The sequence below is a fragment of the Paenibacillus sp. J31R109 genome, assembly GCF_059692055.1.
The window spans coordinates 500,590-516,625 of sequence record NZ_JCAUAR010000003.1 but is presented as its reverse complement, the minus strand read 5'-3'; the positions used below and the strand labels follow the sequence as shown (position 1 = coordinate 516,625).

Here is a 16,036-nt window from a genome sequence, read left to right as displayed (position 1 = left end):
TGTATGAAGCAACTGATAATTCACTGCGCACCCGAGCTTACACAAGCGGCATTGCTAGAAGATGGACGACTTGTGGAGTATGATACGCAGTATCCGCTTGAAACTCAACGGGCAGGCAGCATCTACATGGGCCGCATCGTGAACGTACTTCCTGGTATGCAAGCGGCATTCGTCGATATTGGACTTGCGAAGAATGCCTTTCTTTATATAGACGATCTCCTCCCCGTTCATTTGGACAAGCAGCCTAAGATTAAGCCATCCATAACGGATATTGCTGAAGTTGGGCAAATGTTGATGGTTCAAGTGAGCAAGGATCCACAAGGAACTAAAGGGGCAAGAGTGACTACACACGTTTCCATTCCGGGTCGTTGGATTGTTTATATGCCAGATGCTGATTATATTGCAATATCACGTAAAATTGACATTGAAGCCGAGCGGCAGCGTCTGAAGCAGCTTGCTGAAGGCAATCTCATGCCTGGTGAAGGTGTTATTATTCGTACAGGGGCAATTGGTCAAAGTGAAGAAGCCATTCGCGATGATCTACAAAACTTGCGCGATGTGTGGAGTACCATTCTAGCGAAGCGGGATGAGACAAATGTCCCTGCTCAGCTGTATCAAGATTTAGATCTCTTACCCAAACTTGCGCGAGATGTGATCTCTGATGAGGTTCAAGAAGTATGGATGAGCAACAACAAAGTCTTTGAAGAGATGAGAAACTTACTGCGTAAGCAGCAACCGAGCTGGCGAGGCCGCGTTGCTTTCTACGATCGCAGAACACCGATGTTCGATCATTTCGGTGTTACAGAAGAGTTAAATCAGAGCTTTCGTCGTAAAATTTGGCTGCCTAGCGGCGGGTATTTAATTATCGATCAAACTGAGGCGCTTACGGTCATTGATGTCAATACGGGACGATATACGGGATCTATTGATTTAGAACAAACCGTAACGGATATTAATCGGGAAGCAGCTGTTGAAATTCCTAGACTGTTACGTCTTCGTAATCTAAGAGGTATCATTATTGTTGATTTTATTGATATGCACGCAGAAGATAACCGGGCTAAGGTCATGTCCAACATGGCGGAAGCGGTGCGCAAGGACCGTTCTAAGACGACAATTGTCGGTTGGACGAAGTTAGGATTGCTCGAAATGACTCGCAAACGCAAATAAAAGGTTTGCATATGAAATTATATCTGTGATATAATACTCGGAGTGTGTTGTTTAGGCATGCTGTAACCGCACGAAACAGGTCGAAGTACGAGACAAGATCTATTCTTTTCCGTCACCTGCACAAGGCGAGTCTGAGACATGAGGAGGTAAGTGAAAATGTACGCAATTATTGAAACAGGTGGTAAACAGTACAAAGTTCAAGAGGGCGATGTTCTTTACATCGAAAAATTGAACGCTGCTGAAGGTGAGGTTGTTTCTTTTGATCGTGTGTTCTTGGTTTCCAAAGAGGATGGCCTAGTAGTAGGTGCTCCATTGGTTGCAGGTGCTTCAGTTTCCGCGAAAGTGGAAAAACACGGCAAAGGCGCAAAAGTCATCGTTTATAAGTACAAACCGAAAAAGAACTATCACAAAAAGCAAGGTCATCGTCAACCGTACACAAGAGTAGTAGTTGAGAAAATCCAAGCGTAAGAGACAAGCCTATGATCTACGTGACCATAGAACGTCTTGCACCGGATTCACCTCACATTCTTTCTTTTGTAGTTGAAGGACATGCTGAATATGACGTGCCTGGCAAAGACTTGGTCTGCGCCGCGGTATCGGCGGTTTCCGTTGGTACTATTAATTCGATCGTATCGCTAACCGGTGTGATTCCCATTCACGAAATGGAACGAGGACTTGTGGATGTAACCATCCCAGAAAGTGCGCGTGACATGCCTGAAACGTGGAATCAAGTGCAGTTAATTATAGAATCGATGGTCGTTATGTTACAAACGATTGAACAAACTTACGGTGATTATATAACGATTGAAACAATCTATCACAAAGGAGGATAACACCATGTTTTTGAAATTGGATCTCCAATTATTCGCTTCCAAAAAAGGGGTAGGTTCCACAAAGAACGGTCGTGACTCACACTCTAAGCGTCTTGGCGCTAAACGTGCTGACGGTCAAACTGTTACTGCTGGAAGTATTCTTTACCGTCAACGCGGTACGAAAATTCACCCAGGAACGAACGTAGGCATCGGTTCGGATGATACACTTTTCGCTTTGGTACAAGGCGTAGTGAAATTCGAGCGTTTGGGCCGCGATCGCAAAAAAGTGAGCGTATACCCAGTTGATGTAGCTCCAGTAGCTGCAGCTCTAGAAGCGTAATTAGAATCCCTGGTGAGCGAGAGTTCATCCAGGGATTTTTTCTCAGGCATACAAGGAAAAACCTCTAACCGTGATCACTCATTTCGGATGGTCGAGGGCGGAGGTTTTCTCGTTTGTTTGGTGAAGTTTTCCAGCCATCATGATATACTGGATGAACGGTTACAAAGCGGGGAGAACGGGGCGGGCGGATAATGAAGCAATTGGGCAGCACACAAGTCTATTTATTAGCACTTGTGTTCATAGGCTTGACTGGCATGTTGGTTACAGAACCCTGGATTATCAGAGTGTCGTTTCTACTGATCATTCTCGTGAGTGGTTATACCGCTTGGAGACTAGAGGCGAGTAGAATGGAAGAAAAGTGGCGCTTGGCGCAGAGGCAGCAAGAGCATGACAACGATCTAAAGTTGATTGCCGTAGTCAATCGATTGCGTCATGATTGGATGAATGACACCCAGATTTTATTTGGCTATATTCAAATGAAGAAGTTTGATAATTTAAGGCCTTATATGGAAAAAATAAAAATGACTATGCAGCAGGAAAGCAATCTCTCCAAGCTGGGGATCCCATCTTTCATTGCTTACTTGCTCCAATTCCGCGTGCAGTCGAAGACACTAGAGCTGCAAGTGGAAGTCGAACAAGAAATAAATCTTGGACAACTCCAGATTCAGCACGGACTGATCGAGCGTTTGGTTCGGCAAATGGTGACGTGCATCCAAGAACATACAGCATTTGAAGACGGGGAAAGTGGCACACTCAGCTTGGAGTTTGATGTTCAAGACGATTGCCTACTGCTTGATTTTGTATATCAAGGCCCCTATAGACGGGAGCAACTTGAGCAATCTGTTTTACAACGTTTTTCATCGAGGGGTTCCCAGTATTCGCTTGAGAATGAGGATTGGCATGAAGAAGAAGCAGGTGTCACACTACGATTGCCGTTTCATATATAAAGTTGAGGTGTAGAAATGTTTGTTGATAAGGCGAAGATTTTTGTAAAAGGTGGCGACGGTGGTGACGGTTTAGTTGCTTTTCGTCGTGAGAAGTACGTACCCGATGGCGGCCCTGCCGGTGGTGACGGAGGCAATGGCGGAGATGTTGTTTTTCGAGTAGATGAAGGTTTGCGGACGTTAATGGATTTCCGTTATCAAAAGCACTTTAAAGCAGATCGCGGCGAGAAAGGCCGCAACAAAACGATGCATGGTGCTAATTCGGAACATATGATCGTTCGTATCCCTCCGGGGACGACAATCATTGATGATGATACGCAAGAAGTGATTGCTGACTTGACACGTCATGGGCAAGAGGTTGTCGTTGCCAAAGGTGGTCGAGGCGGAAGAGGAAATGCACGCTTTGCAACGGCGCGCCTAACAGCTCCTGAGATTGCCGAGAATGGTGAAGAAGGCGTCGAGCGTTGGGTCATCTTAGAAATGAAGGTTATGGCGGACGTAGGACTTGTCGGATTCCCGAGCGTGGGCAAATCCACGTTATTGTCGGTCGTTTCAGCCGCGAAGCCTAAGATTGCTGCTTATCATTTCACAACGTTAACACCGAATTTAGGTGTCGTGGATGTTGGGGATGGCAGAAGCTTCGTTATGGCGGATTTGCCAGGATTGATCGAAGGGGCTCATGAAGGCGTAGGCCTTGGCCACGAGTTCTTGCGTCACGTAGAACGTACGCGTGTTATTGTACATGTCGTGGACATGTCGGCTGCGGACGGACGAGATCCTTATGAAGATTTCGTCAAAATCAATGAAGAAATCAAACTGTATAATGCAAAGTTGGAGCAACGTCCTCAAATTGTTGTTGCCAACAAAATGGACATGCCAGAATCGGAAGATAACTTGGTCTTGTTCAAAGAGCAACTGGCTGCTGATGGTAAAGATTACACGGTTTATCCAATTTCAGCGTTAACACGCGATGGCGTTCAAGATCTTCTGTACAAGATTTCTGACATCGTGGAAAGCATTCCGAACGCTCCTGAGGTTGAGGGAGTAGCTGGGACGGAAGAGCGTAAAGTATACCGCTTTGAGAAACGCGAAGAGAACGACTTCACGATTCGCCGTGATAATGATGTCTTTGTTATCGAGAGTCCGTCCATTGAGAAATTAATTAAGCGGACGAATTTCACGACCCAAGATGGGATCGCGCGCTTTGCACGTATTTTGCGTAACATGGGCATTGATGATGAGTTGCGTAGACGCGGTGCTGTCCATGGACAGACGATTCAAATTGGTGATTTTGACTTCGAGTTTGACGAAAATAATTTATAATACAAGAGCACTTATCCCTTCGGGATAGGTGCTTTTTTCATTTTGATATGACAAATGTCATAATACTTGACATGCACTATTAAAAGCATTACCATTTTAGATATATAAACAAATTAATGTAAGTAAATATAACATATGAGATGGGAGGAGGAGCGTGATGAAGCGATGGATTCAAGCAATGGGTTCCGATCAAACACGGATGCGGGATTTAACCTATGATGAGGCGTTGGATGCTGCCAGTGAAATGGCGAAGGGAGATTCAACAGACGCGCAATGTGCAGCATTCTTAATGGCGTTATGTATGAAAGGGGAAGCAGATGATGAGTTGATGGCCTTTATTGATGTCTTTCGCAGCTACGCTTTGAATTACCACGCTCAGCCGAACTCGCTTACTGCCATTGGTCCTACAGAGGGGAGAAAGCGATTCCCTATCACGCTGCCTGTTAGCCTTCTTCTTGCTTCAGTGGGCTTCACACAGGTGATACAAGGCGGTGATGCACTTCCTTCGCGGCAAGGGACAGCACTGAAGGAAATTGTTGAGAGCTTTGGTGTAGCTGTTCAACTTTCTGTGAAGGCGTGGCAATCTATGCTATTTCATTTGCACATTGGATTCCTGCCTACCGAACAGCTGTGTCCGCCAATAGGGCGACTGAAGCAGGTGAGAGAACAATTAGGCATACGAACGGTCATTGATACCATTGAGCGAGTATTGAATCCTGTGCTGTCTACAAATTTAATTATTGGTGTGCAGCAGCGTAAAGCCATGGAGTCCCTAATTCCTATTTCGATGCGATCGGGCTTTCAACAAGCGTATATTATTAGTGGGATTGATGGTTCTGAGGATTTACCCCTCTATGAGAACAGCACGATGCGCATTGTGACTCCTTGGGGAGATGAGTCCCGCAGTGTTGAGCCGTCGAAGTTTGGCTTCACGAGTACAGCCTTACCCTTACTTGCTAAGGAAGATCAGATATCCATGGTGAAGCGAATTATTTCAGGTGAGGATGGCGTGGAAGTCAAACGGGAACGGGATCATGTCATTTTTAATACGGGGCTGCGATTGAAATGGTTTGATAGAGTGGATAGTTATGAGGAGGGCTTTCAGCTTGCGGAAGCCTTACTACAGCGGAAAGAAGCACAAAAAACCATGCAGCGCTGGATTGATCAGAGTCAGTATTTGAAGCTGCAGGATGTATCAGATAACGACGATTCCTCATCGAGAATAGGTTGAAGACCTTACCAAGAAGCTGGTTCTTAGACAGCGAATGGGGGGTCTTTTTTTGTGGGGGTAGCAAAATTGGTAGATGTTACAGCTAAACCTTAATCAATGGATATGTTACCATTTACTAGTGTCATTGTCATTCGTAAGTACAAATCGCTAGGAGGCCTACAACATGAAGAAACAATTACTTGCATTTGCCCTTATTCCATCTCTTATATTTGGGGCTATTACCGTCCCATTACCTAAAGCAGCGTCTGCTGCAACCACTGGTGAAGTTGTTAGCAGTGTGAGCTTTCGACAAAGTCCAGATGAAAATTCACCTCGAATCCGCTATTTAAAAGCTGGTGAGCCTGTCTCCATTATTGAAAAAGTAAATGCTTACTGGTATCGCGTTCAAGTTACGGATGGTACACTCGGATATGTCTCAACGAGTTCGAAGTACATAAAAGCAAACGGTCAAACGACAACACCAGCAACTGGAACTGGACGCATCGTCGCAAGCGTGAGTTTCCGTACAGCTGCCGATCAGAATGCAACTCGCATACGGTATCTGAAGGTGGGAGAAACGGTGCAGATCCTGCAAAAAGTAAATGCCTATTGGTATAAAGTTAAAGCTTCAGATGGTCGTGAAGGATACATAAGCACAAGCCCTACATACGTTACAACTTCTGGTGGTGCAACATCCCCTGGGAACGGCAGTGGAGGATCAACGAGTGAAAAGATTCAAAAGGTGATTGCTGCCGGAAAGAAATACTTAGGAAGACCTTATGAATATGGTTCTAGTCGCGATAATACAGCGACGTTTGATTGTTCAGATTTTGTACGTCAGGCTTACTTAGATGGCATTGGATTGAAATTACCGTCAGACTCTAGAGGTCAAGGCGCGTTTGTAAAGTCACTTGGACACAATGTTACGGATTGGCATAACCTCAAGGTTGGCGACCTGATGTTCTTCATGTCCTACAAAGGCACAGCAAAGTCCAATTATGCAGGCATAAATAAGTCGAACCAGACGATTACGCATGTTGCTATCTACCTAGGCAATGGCCAGATTTTATCCACGTATTCCAAAGAAAGCGGCGGTGTGCGAATCGATTCCATCGCCAATCGCCACTGGGAGTATCGCTTCTTATTCGGAGGCAGTGCGCTATAGGCACTACAAACAAAGAGCAGATAACGAGAAATCGTTGTCTGCTCTTTGTGCAATCTCTTTGTGTAATCCTAGATTTGCATCGGATCCAGTAAAGGATTCCAATGAATAGTTGGAGCGTCGGTCTCCGAATGAATCCCCGCTGAGCCAATCCAGGGATGAGATGTTGGGCCTACGCTGAAATAATGTTCGAGCAAACAGCGAAAAATATATGGCATCGGACGGTCTAAAACAGATGCTTTGGGAATCCAATGCAGGTCACCTTCAGACGTAATGATACGTGGATCTACATCGGTATTGCCAATGTAGAAGAACTGTTGGCGTATTTCTTGGCCATTGAGCCGAAGTAGGACATATTGAAGGCGTAAGTCATGAATTTCGTCCTGCTCAATGCCTGTTTCTTCCCATATTTCACGAAAGCAAGCTGTTCTTGGTTGGTTGATTTCATGCGGTTCGAGGTGACCGCCAATCGCTGCCCATAAGCCAGGGGAGAGCGTGCGCGTGAGTGCGCGCTTCATCATAAGGAGCTCGTTATTTTTGTTCCATAAAAGTGCAGTAGACATCATGCGTAATGTAATCATCGAGAGTTCCCCTCACGTTGTTGGTTCCATTTCAGCTTATCATAGAAAGGGAAGGGGCTGCAAAGGCGAATGCTTGGATGCATTTTGCCTATTGCTTCACGGGGCATGTTTCGATATAATGTCCTCTATAGGGAAACATTAGTCTTTTTGGAGAGGACGGTAGTTAGGTGCCGGAGAGCAAAGAGTTCCTTCCAACCATGAAGCACATCGGACCTGAGCGGTACTACTTAGTCCGCGAGGATATTCTTCCAGAAGGTGTTCTTAAGACAGCACAGGCCAAAGAGTTACTTGCTAGGGGAGAAGTGAAGACAATTCACGACGCCGTTGAGCAAGTTGGGCTGAGCAGAAGCGCCTTCTATAAGTATAAAGATGGTATTCATCCGCTCAGTAAGCTAGAACGCGAGCGAATTATTACGATTTCAATGGATTTAGAGCATAGGTCCGGGATATTATCCCGTGTACTCGCACTTATCGCTAATCTGGATGGCAATGTATTAACCATTCACCAAACGATTCCATTACAAGGCATGGCGAACGTCGTTATATCACTTGAAATTTCATCCATGGGTGAAGAGATCCGAGAAATTGTGGATCGCCTAGGAGCACAAGATGGAGTTAAGCGTGCCATGGTCATCGGTCAAGGCAGTTAAAGATAGCATACAATTCAGGAGGTAATGAAATGAAGCCCATCAAGGTTGGTTTACTAGGTTTAGGTACTGTAGGAACAGGTGTAGTACGTATTGTTGAAGGACATCAAGAGGATTTGCAACGTCAAACAGGTTCAGTGATTGAAATTGCCAAAATCCTTGTACAAGATAAATCCAAGCATCGGAACATCTCTGTGGATGCAGATAAGCTAACAGAGAATGTATGGGATGTAATTGGCGATAGTGACATTGATATCGTTGTTGAAGTCATGGGTGGCGTTGAAGCAACGAAAGCACACATTCTAACAGCACTTGGAAATGGTAAGCACATCATTACAGCCAATAAGGATCTTATGGCGATGCATGGTGCTGAGATTTTGGCGAAAGCGGCTGAGAATAATTGCGACGTGTTTTATGAAGCGAGCGTAGCAGGCGGTATTCCAATTATTCGTGCGCTTGTAGAAGGCTTTTCTTCTGATCGTATCACGAAAATTATGGGTATTGTGAACGGCACAACGAACTATATTTTGACGAAAATGAGTCAAGAAGGCGCGGCGTATGCGGATGTGCTGAAGGAAGCACAGGAATTGGGCTACGCGGAAGCGGACCCGACATCCGATGTTGAAGGCTTGGATGCTGCTCGTAAAATGACGATCCTATCGACACTTGGTTTTCACGCGAACGTTGCATTGAGTGATGTTGAAGCGAAGGGGATTTCCAAGGTAACGAAGGAAGATATCCTATACGGGAAGAAATTAGGCTACGAAGTGAAGCTGTTGGGTATCGCTGAGAATCATGATGGCCATATTTCGGTTAGCGTTCAACCGACAATGGTTAAAAATTCACATCCACTAGCATCCGTAAATGGTGTCTTCAATGCCGTATACGTAACTGGTGAAGCCGTTGGTGAAACGATGTTCTATGGCGCAGGTGCTGGCGAACTTCCAACTGCAACATCCGTAGTAGCGGATCTAGTAGCCGTTGTACGTAATTTGAAATTAGGTATTAATGGTCGTACGGTACAAGCACCTTACAAAGAGAAGAAGCTCAAAACAGACGAACAAATCGCGTCCAAAAACTTCATCTTGCTTCATGTTGAGGATAAAGCAGGGGTACTTGCGCAAATTACACAAATTTTTGCTGAGCATGAAGTTAGTTTGGAGTCCGTCTTCCAACATCCGAATACATCCAATCCAAAGGCTGAAATCATCATTATTACTCATGATGCGAACCAAGCTAGCATGAAGAATGTATTGAATCAATTCAAATCGATGGATGTCATTCATGCGATTAAGAGTGTGTATCGAGTAGAAGGATAAGCTGTTGGACGGCGTATCCGTATATTTTGAGTGAAAAGAGGCGCAATTTCGAAATGAGCTACAAGACAGAACAAAAGGTACGGGTGAAAGTACCGGCAAGCACGGCGAATCTGGGTCCCGGCTTTGACTCTCTGGGGATGGCCTTGAACTTATATGCTTGGATTGATATGGCGATCTCTGATCAGACGAGAATACAATTAATTGGCGATCAGATGAGTGGCATTCCTACGGATAAATCGAATTTAATCTATAAGGTTGCTCAAATGGTTTTTGATAAAGCAGGCGTTTCACATCCTGAGCTTGAGATTACCATGTATAGTGAGATTCCACTTACGCGTGGGTTAGGAAGCAGTGCTTCGGCAATTGTAGGCGCACTTGCAGGAGCGAATGCGCTTATAGGGAATAAGTTCTCAACCTATGAGCTCTTTCAAATCGCATCGCGTCTGGAGAAGCACCCTGATAACGTGGGCGCAAGCATTTACGGCGGGATCGTCGTTGCGTTCTGGGACGAAGTAAAGGCAGAATCGATCCGCATTGAGCCCGATCACAATCTGGAGGTGCTGGTAGCGATACCAGCCTTCCAGCTATCGACTGAAAAGGCGAGAGGTGTGATGCCGCAGCATGTATCGATGAAGGATGCGGTGTTCAACCTTAGCCACTCCTCGTTGCTGGTTGCTGCGCTCAGCACAGGCAACCTCGGCATGATCCGTCATGCGATGAAAGATCGCTTGCATCAGCCCTACCGCGCGGCACTCATCCCTGGCATGAAGACATTATTGGATGAATGCGAAGATCATGGCGCGCTTGGTGTTGCTTTGAGCGGAGCGGGACCGACGATGCTAGCGCTGGTTGATGGGCGCAGTGAGAAGAAAACGGAGCTAGAAGCGTTCCTTCAGGGCACATTGGCTAAGGAAGGCATTGAAGCCCAACTGCTATGGCTAAAGCCAAGCCAAGAAGGTGTGACGACAACCGAACTTCAAAGCGGTGACGAGGGGCTTCTTTCTCTAGTGGAAAAGGAAGTGCTTGCATGAAACGAGTGGCTATACTTGGACCAAGTACCTTCTCAGAGGAGGCTACGCGTCATTTTCTAGGCGAGAATTTTACGTATGTATCGTATAAGTTGATTTCAGAGGTATTTAATGCAACAGCTTCTGGAGAAACGGATCTGAGTGTGATTCCTATTGAGAATACATTGGAGGGTTCTGTACACTTACACGTAGATTGGCTTGTTCATGAAGTTGACCTGCCGATCCGAGCGGAATGGGTATTCCCGATTGATATGAATTTAATTGGGTATCCGAATCCGGATATGGACGTTGATCCTTCGAATCCTTACCGACACATTCGCAAAGTGTTGTCTCATCAAGTTGTTCCTGCCCAGTGCAATCAATTTATGAAGCAATATTTGCGTGAGGCCGAGTTTGAACAAGTGAGCTCTACGGCTGAGGGAGTTCGTATTGTATCTACGCTTCAGGATCCAACCGTAGCTGCAATTGGGACGGCTATCGCCTCGGAGAATTATAACGTGCCCATGCTGCAGCGTGAAATTCAAGATCATAAGGATAATATGACGCGCTTCTTACTCGTTGGTAAAGAGGCATCGGAGTTGAAGTCCTCCGAGATCATTAAGACGACAATCCTTGTCACCTTACCAGACGATTATCCTGGTGGTTTACATCAGGTGTTGTCTGCATTTGCTTGGCGGAGAATCAACCTTTCGAAGATTGAATCGAAGCCGACGAAAAAGAAGCTTGGCATATACTATTTCTATATCGATATTGTTGGTACGATGGACTCTGTTCTTTTACCTTCAGCTATTCAAGAGATCGAAGCGATTGGATGTCAGGTCCGAATTCTGGGTTGTTATCCAAGCTATTCGTATATAAGTTCTTAAGACAAATCCCTTGCGTTTAGGACGCCAGGGATTTTTTTTGTGCGACAGGGGCAAAAGCCTAGGAACGTGCATAAACTGTAATATCATGAGTGTGAATAAGCGAATGCTGACGCGGCCAAGTTACTGTGATTGGAAGAGAGACGCGAAGGAGATGCTTACGAAACCAGTTTTTCTTAAGGAGGTAGGGTTTTGAAAATCCATATTGTCAAAAAAGGCGATACCCTGTACGAGCTAGCAAAAAAATACCACACCACCCTAGACCAGATCATTGCGCTTAATCCGCAAATCGCTGATCCAAATCAGATTGATGTTGGGATGAAAGTGAAGATTCCATCATCCGTTAAACCAGCTGATCCACCTGCATCTGATTTTGTTTATAAACATGTTGTCCAGCAGGGTGACAGTCTATGGAAGCTTGGGAAAGCTTGGGATGTGCCATTGCAAGCGATGATTAAAGCGAATGCGCACCTGAAGAATCCAAATGTACTTATGACGGGAGATATTGTTTTTGTTCCTAAAATGCAGCATGGACATACGCATAGTAACCAGCATGGCATGCATCATCATACTTCCAAGCTATCTACGGAGCCATTTACACCGACACCGATGCCTGTGATGCCGCCAACAGATGCCTATGTCCAGCCTGTGATCCCGAGCCCGCAAGAGCCTGTTGTTGAAGCTCCACCGTTGTCTCTGGGTGAAACGGTACCCGCTGTGCCGCAAATGCCTCAGCAAGTACCGATGACGTCTCCGATTATTCCAGCCCCTGTCATGGAAGAACATGGGCTACATGAGCCTTATGGGCAAGCGGTACATCCGTTTCAACAATTTCACATCACGGCTACAGAGGTTTTCGCTTATCCTGAACAGCAGCAACATGAGGCAATGACGTACCCGTCGGCCTATTCGCCTTTTCAGGAAGAGCCTTGTGAGCCGCTTCCAACGATGGTAGCCCCCGTGACCGTCGTCGATGAAGGCTGTGGGTGCGGTGGCCCGGCAATGAATGAGCAACAGTGGATGAATTATCCAGCCCATCTCGGCAATGTACCTATGGGTAATCCTTGGGACACGATGCCACAAGAGATGCAAGCTATACCAGCTTTCTATCCGCCGCCGATGCCGTATGATCACCCTATGGCACAGCACTATGCCCATCAGCACAACCCGTATGGTATTCCTTATGCAGGAGCAGGACAGCACGCACCTTTTGAAGAGTCATCCTTGTTGCCCCAAGTTCATACCCATGAACTGAAGAAGGTAACTGATACTTTATCAGAAGTGGATATTACGATTCGCGATAAGCAAAAAGCGGATAAACCTAAGTCGAGCGGACATCGCTCAGCACGAAAAGTAAGGCTATCAGGAGCATCGGCTTTGAGCGCATTCTTGCAGCAACAACAAGGGGCTACAGAGAAGCGTGAAGTGAGCAAACCGAATAGTCCATGGATTAACTTCTAAATTGAAATAACAAAAAGCCTCAAATCGCGATGTTCATCGTGATTTGAGGCTTTTTGTATGGGGAAGGGCTCTTAAGCGATCATGCCCAATGTGAAAAACGTCATTAGACCAATTACGAAATTCATTCCCCACTTTTTGCGAAGAAGTTCACGCCCCCGATGTAACCGAGTTTTCACTGTCGTAATCGGCAAGTTCATTCGTTCACTAATTTCTTGAAGGGAAAGCTCCTCGAGATAATACAGGGTGATGATACCTTTATATTTGTCCGCCAATTTATTAATGGATGCGTGCATATGCTCTTGAATTTCAGTTTGAAGCACAGCGTGTTCCGGCGATTGATCTTGGCTGGCCAGTTTACTGTAGTAACTGTAATCATCATCAAAATCATTTAGTTCCGCATCAAGGGATTGTACGGGCCTTTTTTTGCGAAGTAAATCAATGGCAACATTTTTTCCGATCCGATAAATCCAAGTTGAGAAATTCTGGCTTTCATCAAAGTGGTTTAGATTCAAGTAGACCCGGATAAAGGTTTCTTGGACAATATCCTCGGAATCAGGACGGTTATGCAGCATCCGAAACGCTAGCTTTTGTATTTTACTACGGTAGAGCTCGACTAACTCCACGAAAGCGTTGCGATCGCCCCGTCTGGATAATTGAATTAATTGAAGTTCTGCCACATTCATGATGTTTCCCTCCTTAGAGTTGTCGTTTAGAGAAAAGGTGAAGACCAGTCTCATTTGCTTATTTCATATATATCGTCATTCGTGTATGCCTATGAGAGTTTTTCATCTATCTTTGACTATATCATTTCTGTGGCTACAGTCAAATTCAAATGAGAGGAATAGTCCGATTATAACCATTTGTTACCGAATTCATGTAAGTTTCGTGACACTTCATAGGAATCTTTGACGAAGTCAAAGTCTCTCTGCTAGGAGTGGGGACTCGGATTGGACTGCGAGATCGAAGTGGTATTTGTACCAGAAGGAGCTGGTCCGATCTTATTAATTTCGTTCCATAACGCTACGCTTCCCCAGAATAGGACGACACCTATAATCAGGAGAGTTGTTCGTTTAATTGGTTTTCTTTCGTTCATGGTAAGTTCACCATCCGTCTTGATTGGTTTCATTCTCTTCTATGGTAAATGATGTATAGGGCTTCTTGCAAATGGAAACAATACGAAAAAACAAGAAGAAGGGGATAACGTGAACGTATACCGGTTCTTGAAGCAATTAAAGAAGAGACTACGCTGGAAGCGCAGTTGGTTGACCTTAGGGATGTTCGTTCTGGTTGTTGCGATTAGCTGGATTGTAGCAGGTCATCTAGAGCAGTCAAACTCGCGTGTAGCCACCCGAGCAACCATTGCTGGTCTAGCGCCGGAGGATGATGCACGTCTTCAGGAAGCGACCAAATTGTTGCAAGCCATTTCGGATCGCAGGGAAAGCTATTTGCTCAAGTCCTACGTCTGCGGAGAAGAACGCAGTCCATTGGGTTCGCATACGTCACAAGAATTACTCGCGCTTCAGAAACAACATCCTAGTTGGCTGCTAAGCATCAAGGACTCTGGCGAGGTTGTCTTTACAGATAACATTGATGATCTGTCTCCAACCTGCAAAGAAAAAGCCGTATTTGGAATTGATGGCAGCAGTAACTTGTCGTTATTCAACGGTACACCTGCAAATAATCAAATTATTCGAACCTTTTTCCAGCTCAATATTCAGCAGTTAGAAAGCAGTTTGCCAACCGATACGGTTGCTCAGCTGCATGAGGGAATCCGAGTCACTGATATAGAGGAGTATAATAGCGTATTATCTACATTCAGCGATTATGCCATGGAAGTTACAGAAGGTGCCATGTCGCGTCCCTAGTTTCAACAATACCATAGATAAAATCGAAGAGATAGCTTCGGGAAATCCCGAGCCTATCTCTTTTTTTGTTAAAATGTAGAACTCCAATCTGGCCGTTGTAGCTGTTTATTATGTCTGCTATAATGAAATGACTACATATGTTCGCTTTTTTTTAGATGGGAGAGAAATGTTTTGCGTATTCTAGGAATTGATCCAGGGATCGCGATCGTAGGTTTTGGCTTTATTGATAAAATCGGCAGTAAGCTTATTCCGGTACAATATGGTTCGATTCAAACGGAAGCACACACGGATCCTGGTATCCGATTGAAAGATGTCTATGATGCTACAGTGCAATTGATAGAGAAATATAAACCTGATGTGATGTCTATTGAAAAATTATTTTTTAATAGAAACGTAACGACGGCATTCACCGTTGGCCAGGCGCGAGGTGTGATGATACTTGCTGGTGTCCAGGCCGGGTTGCCGATTGCTGAATATACACCGCTTCAAGTAAAGCAAGCCGTTGTAGGATATGGGAATGCAGAGAAGAAGCAAGTGCAGGAGATGGTCAAGATTCTGCTGAAGCTGTCACAAGTGCCGAAACCAGATGATGTCGCTGATGCGCTCGCTATCGCTATTTGTCATGCCCATTCCTCTTCACTTCAATCTATGATAAATGAGGTCAGGAAACGATGATAGATTTCTTACGAGGCAAGGTTGCAGCGCGTGAAAGTGATTATGCGGTTCTCGATGTTAACGGGGTTGGATATCGTGTGTTCTGTCCGAATCCTTATGCACTTTCCCACATGGACAATGAGGATCTCACCATGTTCATTCATTACCATGTAAGGGAAGACGCGCATCTCCTATTCGGTTTCATGACACGTGATGAGCAGTCCTTATTCCGCTTATTGCTGGATGTGAGCGGTATTGGTCCCAAAGTAGCACTGGGTATTCTAGCTGCTGGTGGCAGGCCTGAAGCGGTCATTCTGGCGATCAGCCAAGAAAATCTGGCGTTTCTAACGAAGCTTCCTGGCATTGGGAAGAAAACGGCTCAACGGATTATTTTAGACTTGAAAGATAAGCTGGGATCTGTAAGCTTCTCAAGTCCAGAAGCAGCTGTCGCTCTGAGTGTTGTCGGATCCGCACAATTAACGGAAGGCGGGCTGCCATGGAGCGAAGCCAAGGAAGCCTTAATGACACTTGGCTATACAGAAGCAGAAGTCGATCGAGCTTGGTTGCAGGTGAAGCCAAAAGCTGGACCATCGGATTCCGTTGATGTGCTAGTGAAGCTTGCTTTGCAAGCCTTATTTACCATGTAAGCAACTGATCGTG

At 45.3% G+C, this 16,036-nt stretch carries 19 protein-coding genes and 1 other annotated feature; of the genes, 16 read left to right on the top strand and 3 right to left on the bottom strand.

Annotated elements, in window-relative coordinates:
- The first annotated feature begins 3 nt into the window (after nucleotides 1-3).
- From AC58QT_RS12150 to AC58QT_RS12115, 8 genes are all read left to right on the top strand, one after another.
- Entirely contained in the window at nucleotides 4-1,167 is a 1,164-nt protein-coding gene (locus AC58QT_RS12150; protein WP_497409195.1) for an Rne/Rng family ribonuclease, read from the top strand.
- A gap of 54 nt (nucleotides 1,168-1,221) precedes the next feature.
- Nucleotides 1,222-1,310, top strand: a sequence feature (ribosomal protein L21 leader region).
- 13 nt (nucleotides 1,311-1,323) lie between these two features.
- Nucleotides 1,324-1,635, top strand: coding sequence for a 50S ribosomal protein L21 (gene rplU / locus AC58QT_RS12145; protein ID WP_028555793.1), 312 nt, complete (start codon nucleotides 1,324-1,326; stop codon nucleotides 1,633-1,635).
- Between the two features lie 11 nt (nucleotides 1,636-1,646).
- A complete protein-coding gene (locus AC58QT_RS12140) occupies nucleotides 1,647-2,000 on the top strand; it encodes a ribosomal-processing cysteine protease Prp (RefSeq protein ID WP_497409194.1) in 354 nt (117 codons plus the stop codon).
- Nucleotides 2,001-2,004: 4 nt separating this feature from the next.
- Entirely contained in the window at nucleotides 2,005-2,319 is a 315-nt protein-coding gene (gene rpmA, locus AC58QT_RS12135; protein WP_036742986.1) for a 50S ribosomal protein L27, read from the top strand.
- Nucleotides 2,320-2,510: 191 nt separating this feature from the next.
- Nucleotides 2,511-3,266 (top strand): Spo0B domain-containing protein, encoded by a 756-nt coding sequence (locus AC58QT_RS12130; RefSeq protein WP_497409193.1) that lies wholly within the window; start codon nucleotides 2,511-2,513, stop codon nucleotides 3,264-3,266.
- A gap of 15 nt (nucleotides 3,267-3,281) precedes the next feature.
- Nucleotides 3,282-4,586 (top strand): GTPase ObgE, encoded by a 1,305-nt coding sequence (gene obgE / locus AC58QT_RS12125; protein WP_497409192.1) that lies wholly within the window; start codon nucleotides 3,282-3,284, stop codon nucleotides 4,584-4,586.
- A gap of 157 nt (nucleotides 4,587-4,743) precedes the next feature.
- Nucleotides 4,744-5,817 carry an anthranilate phosphoribosyltransferase gene (locus AC58QT_RS12120; RefSeq protein ID WP_497409191.1) on the top strand — a complete coding sequence of 358 codons (1,074 nt, stop codon included), beginning with the start codon at nucleotides 4,744-4,746 and terminating at the stop codon, nucleotides 5,815-5,817.
- 163 nt (nucleotides 5,818-5,980) lie between these two features.
- Nucleotides 5,981-6,961, top strand: coding sequence for a C40 family peptidase (locus AC58QT_RS12115; protein WP_497409190.1), 981 nt, complete (start codon nucleotides 5,981-5,983; stop codon nucleotides 6,959-6,961).
- Between the two features lie 68 nt (nucleotides 6,962-7,029).
- On the opposite strand, the gene AC58QT_RS12110 is transcribed toward AC58QT_RS12115, so the two are convergent.
- Nucleotides 7,030-7,539 (bottom strand): NUDIX domain-containing protein, encoded by a 510-nt coding sequence (locus tag AC58QT_RS12110; protein WP_497409189.1) that lies wholly within the window; start codon nucleotides 7,537-7,539, stop codon nucleotides 7,030-7,032.
- Between the two features lie 197 nt (nucleotides 7,540-7,736).
- Between AC58QT_RS12110 and AC58QT_RS12105 the strand changes: the two genes are divergently transcribed.
- From AC58QT_RS12105 to AC58QT_RS12085, 5 genes are all read left to right on the top strand, one after another.
- Nucleotides 7,737-8,189, top strand: a complete 453-nt coding sequence (locus AC58QT_RS12105) for an ACT domain-containing protein (protein WP_056610603.1) — start codon at nucleotides 7,737-7,739, stop codon at nucleotides 8,187-8,189.
- A gap of 29 nt (nucleotides 8,190-8,218) precedes the next feature.
- Entirely contained in the window at nucleotides 8,219-9,505 is a 1,287-nt protein-coding gene (locus AC58QT_RS12100) for a homoserine dehydrogenase (RefSeq protein ID WP_310502877.1), read from the top strand.
- Between the two features lie 53 nt (nucleotides 9,506-9,558).
- On the top strand, nucleotides 9,559-10,536 hold the full coding sequence (gene thrB / locus AC58QT_RS12095; RefSeq protein ID WP_497409188.1) for a homoserine kinase: 978 nt from the start codon (nucleotides 9,559-9,561) through the stop codon (nucleotides 10,534-10,536).
- Nucleotides 10,533-11,399: a prephenate dehydratase gene (pheA, locus tag AC58QT_RS12090; protein WP_497409187.1), complete on the top strand. Its 867-nt coding sequence runs from the start codon at nucleotides 10,533-10,535 to the stop codon at nucleotides 11,397-11,399. The genes thrB and pheA overlap by 4 nt, the downstream gene beginning before the upstream one ends.
- 189 nt (nucleotides 11,400-11,588) lie before the next feature.
- Nucleotides 11,589-12,857: a LysM peptidoglycan-binding domain-containing protein gene (locus tag AC58QT_RS12085; protein ID WP_497409186.1), complete on the top strand. Its 1,269-nt coding sequence runs from the start codon at nucleotides 11,589-11,591 to the stop codon at nucleotides 12,855-12,857.
- Nucleotides 12,858-12,928: 71 nt separating this feature from the next.
- Here AC58QT_RS12085 and sigW read toward each other — a convergent pair whose 3' ends face one another.
- Together sigW and AC58QT_RS12075 are read right to left on the bottom strand one after the other, a co-directional pair.
- Nucleotides 12,929-13,540: an RNA polymerase sigma factor SigW gene (sigW, locus tag AC58QT_RS12080; protein WP_310502873.1), complete on the bottom strand. Its 612-nt coding sequence runs from the start codon at nucleotides 13,538-13,540 to the stop codon at nucleotides 12,929-12,931.
- A gap of 245 nt (nucleotides 13,541-13,785) precedes the next feature.
- Nucleotides 13,786-13,950: a hypothetical protein gene (locus tag AC58QT_RS12075; protein WP_497409185.1), complete on the bottom strand. Its 165-nt coding sequence runs from the start codon at nucleotides 13,948-13,950 to the stop codon at nucleotides 13,786-13,788.
- A gap of 109 nt (nucleotides 13,951-14,059) precedes the next feature.
- Between AC58QT_RS12075 and AC58QT_RS12070 the strand changes: the two genes are divergently transcribed.
- From AC58QT_RS12070 to ruvA, 3 genes are all read left to right on the top strand, one after another.
- Nucleotides 14,060-14,722 carry a BofC C-terminal domain-containing protein gene (locus tag AC58QT_RS12070; protein WP_497409184.1) on the top strand — a complete coding sequence of 221 codons (663 nt, stop codon included), beginning with the start codon at nucleotides 14,060-14,062 and terminating at the stop codon, nucleotides 14,720-14,722.
- Between the two features lie 171 nt (nucleotides 14,723-14,893).
- Nucleotides 14,894-15,397: a crossover junction endodeoxyribonuclease RuvC gene (ruvC, locus tag AC58QT_RS12065; RefSeq protein ID WP_310502870.1), complete on the top strand. Its 504-nt coding sequence runs from the start codon at nucleotides 14,894-14,896 to the stop codon at nucleotides 15,395-15,397.
- Nucleotides 15,394-16,023, top strand: coding sequence for a Holliday junction branch migration protein RuvA (gene ruvA / locus AC58QT_RS12060; RefSeq protein WP_497409183.1), 630 nt, complete (start codon nucleotides 15,394-15,396; stop codon nucleotides 16,021-16,023). The genes ruvC and ruvA overlap by 4 nt, the downstream gene beginning before the upstream one ends.
- Nucleotides 16,024-16,036 lie beyond the last annotated feature (13 nt).

Bases quoted from the DNA above. Each gene is read 5' to 3' on its own strand.
- thrB (WP_497409188.1), top strand. From the start codon at position 9,559: ATGAGCTACAAGACAGAACAAAAGGTACGGGTGAAAGTACCGGCAAGC.
- sigW (WP_310502873.1), bottom strand. From the start codon at position 13,540: ATGAATGTGGCAGAACTTCAATTAATTCAATTATCCAGACGGGGCGAT.
- rpmA (WP_036742986.1), top strand. From the start codon at position 2,005: ATGTTTTTGAAATTGGATCTCCAATTATTCGCTTCCAAAAAAGGGGTA.
- obgE (WP_497409192.1), top strand. From the start codon at position 3,282: ATGTTTGTTGATAAGGCGAAGATTTTTGTAAAAGGTGGCGACGGTGGT.
- AC58QT_RS12115 (WP_497409190.1), top strand. From the start codon at position 5,981: ATGAAGAAACAATTACTTGCATTTGCCCTTATTCCATCTCTTATATTT.
- AC58QT_RS12100 (WP_310502877.1), top strand. From the start codon at position 8,219: ATGAAGCCCATCAAGGTTGGTTTACTAGGTTTAGGTACTGTAGGAACA.
- AC58QT_RS12110 (WP_497409189.1), bottom strand. From the start codon at position 7,539: ATGATTACATTACGCATGATGTCTACTGCACTTTTATGGAACAAAAAT.
- AC58QT_RS12105 (WP_056610603.1), top strand. From the start codon at position 7,737: ATGAAGCACATCGGACCTGAGCGGTACTACTTAGTCCGCGAGGATATT.
- AC58QT_RS12150 (WP_497409195.1), top strand. From the start codon at position 4: ATGAAGCAACTGATAATTCACTGCGCACCCGAGCTTACACAAGCGGCA.
- AC58QT_RS12075 (WP_497409185.1), bottom strand. From the start codon at position 13,950: ATGAACGAAAGAAAACCAATTAAACGAACAACTCTCCTGATTATAGGT.
- AC58QT_RS12130 (WP_497409193.1), top strand. From the start codon at position 2,511: ATGAAGCAATTGGGCAGCACACAAGTCTATTTATTAGCACTTGTGTTC.
- AC58QT_RS12120 (WP_497409191.1), top strand. From the start codon at position 4,744: ATGAAGCGATGGATTCAAGCAATGGGTTCCGATCAAACACGGATGCGG.
- rplU (WP_028555793.1), top strand. From the start codon at position 1,324: ATGTACGCAATTATTGAAACAGGTGGTAAACAGTACAAAGTTCAAGAG.
- ruvA (WP_497409183.1), top strand. From the start codon at position 15,394: ATGATAGATTTCTTACGAGGCAAGGTTGCAGCGCGTGAAAGTGATTAT.
- AC58QT_RS12140 (WP_497409194.1), top strand. From the start codon at position 1,647: ATGATCTACGTGACCATAGAACGTCTTGCACCGGATTCACCTCACATT.
- pheA (WP_497409187.1), top strand. From the start codon at position 10,533: ATGAAACGAGTGGCTATACTTGGACCAAGTACCTTCTCAGAGGAGGCT.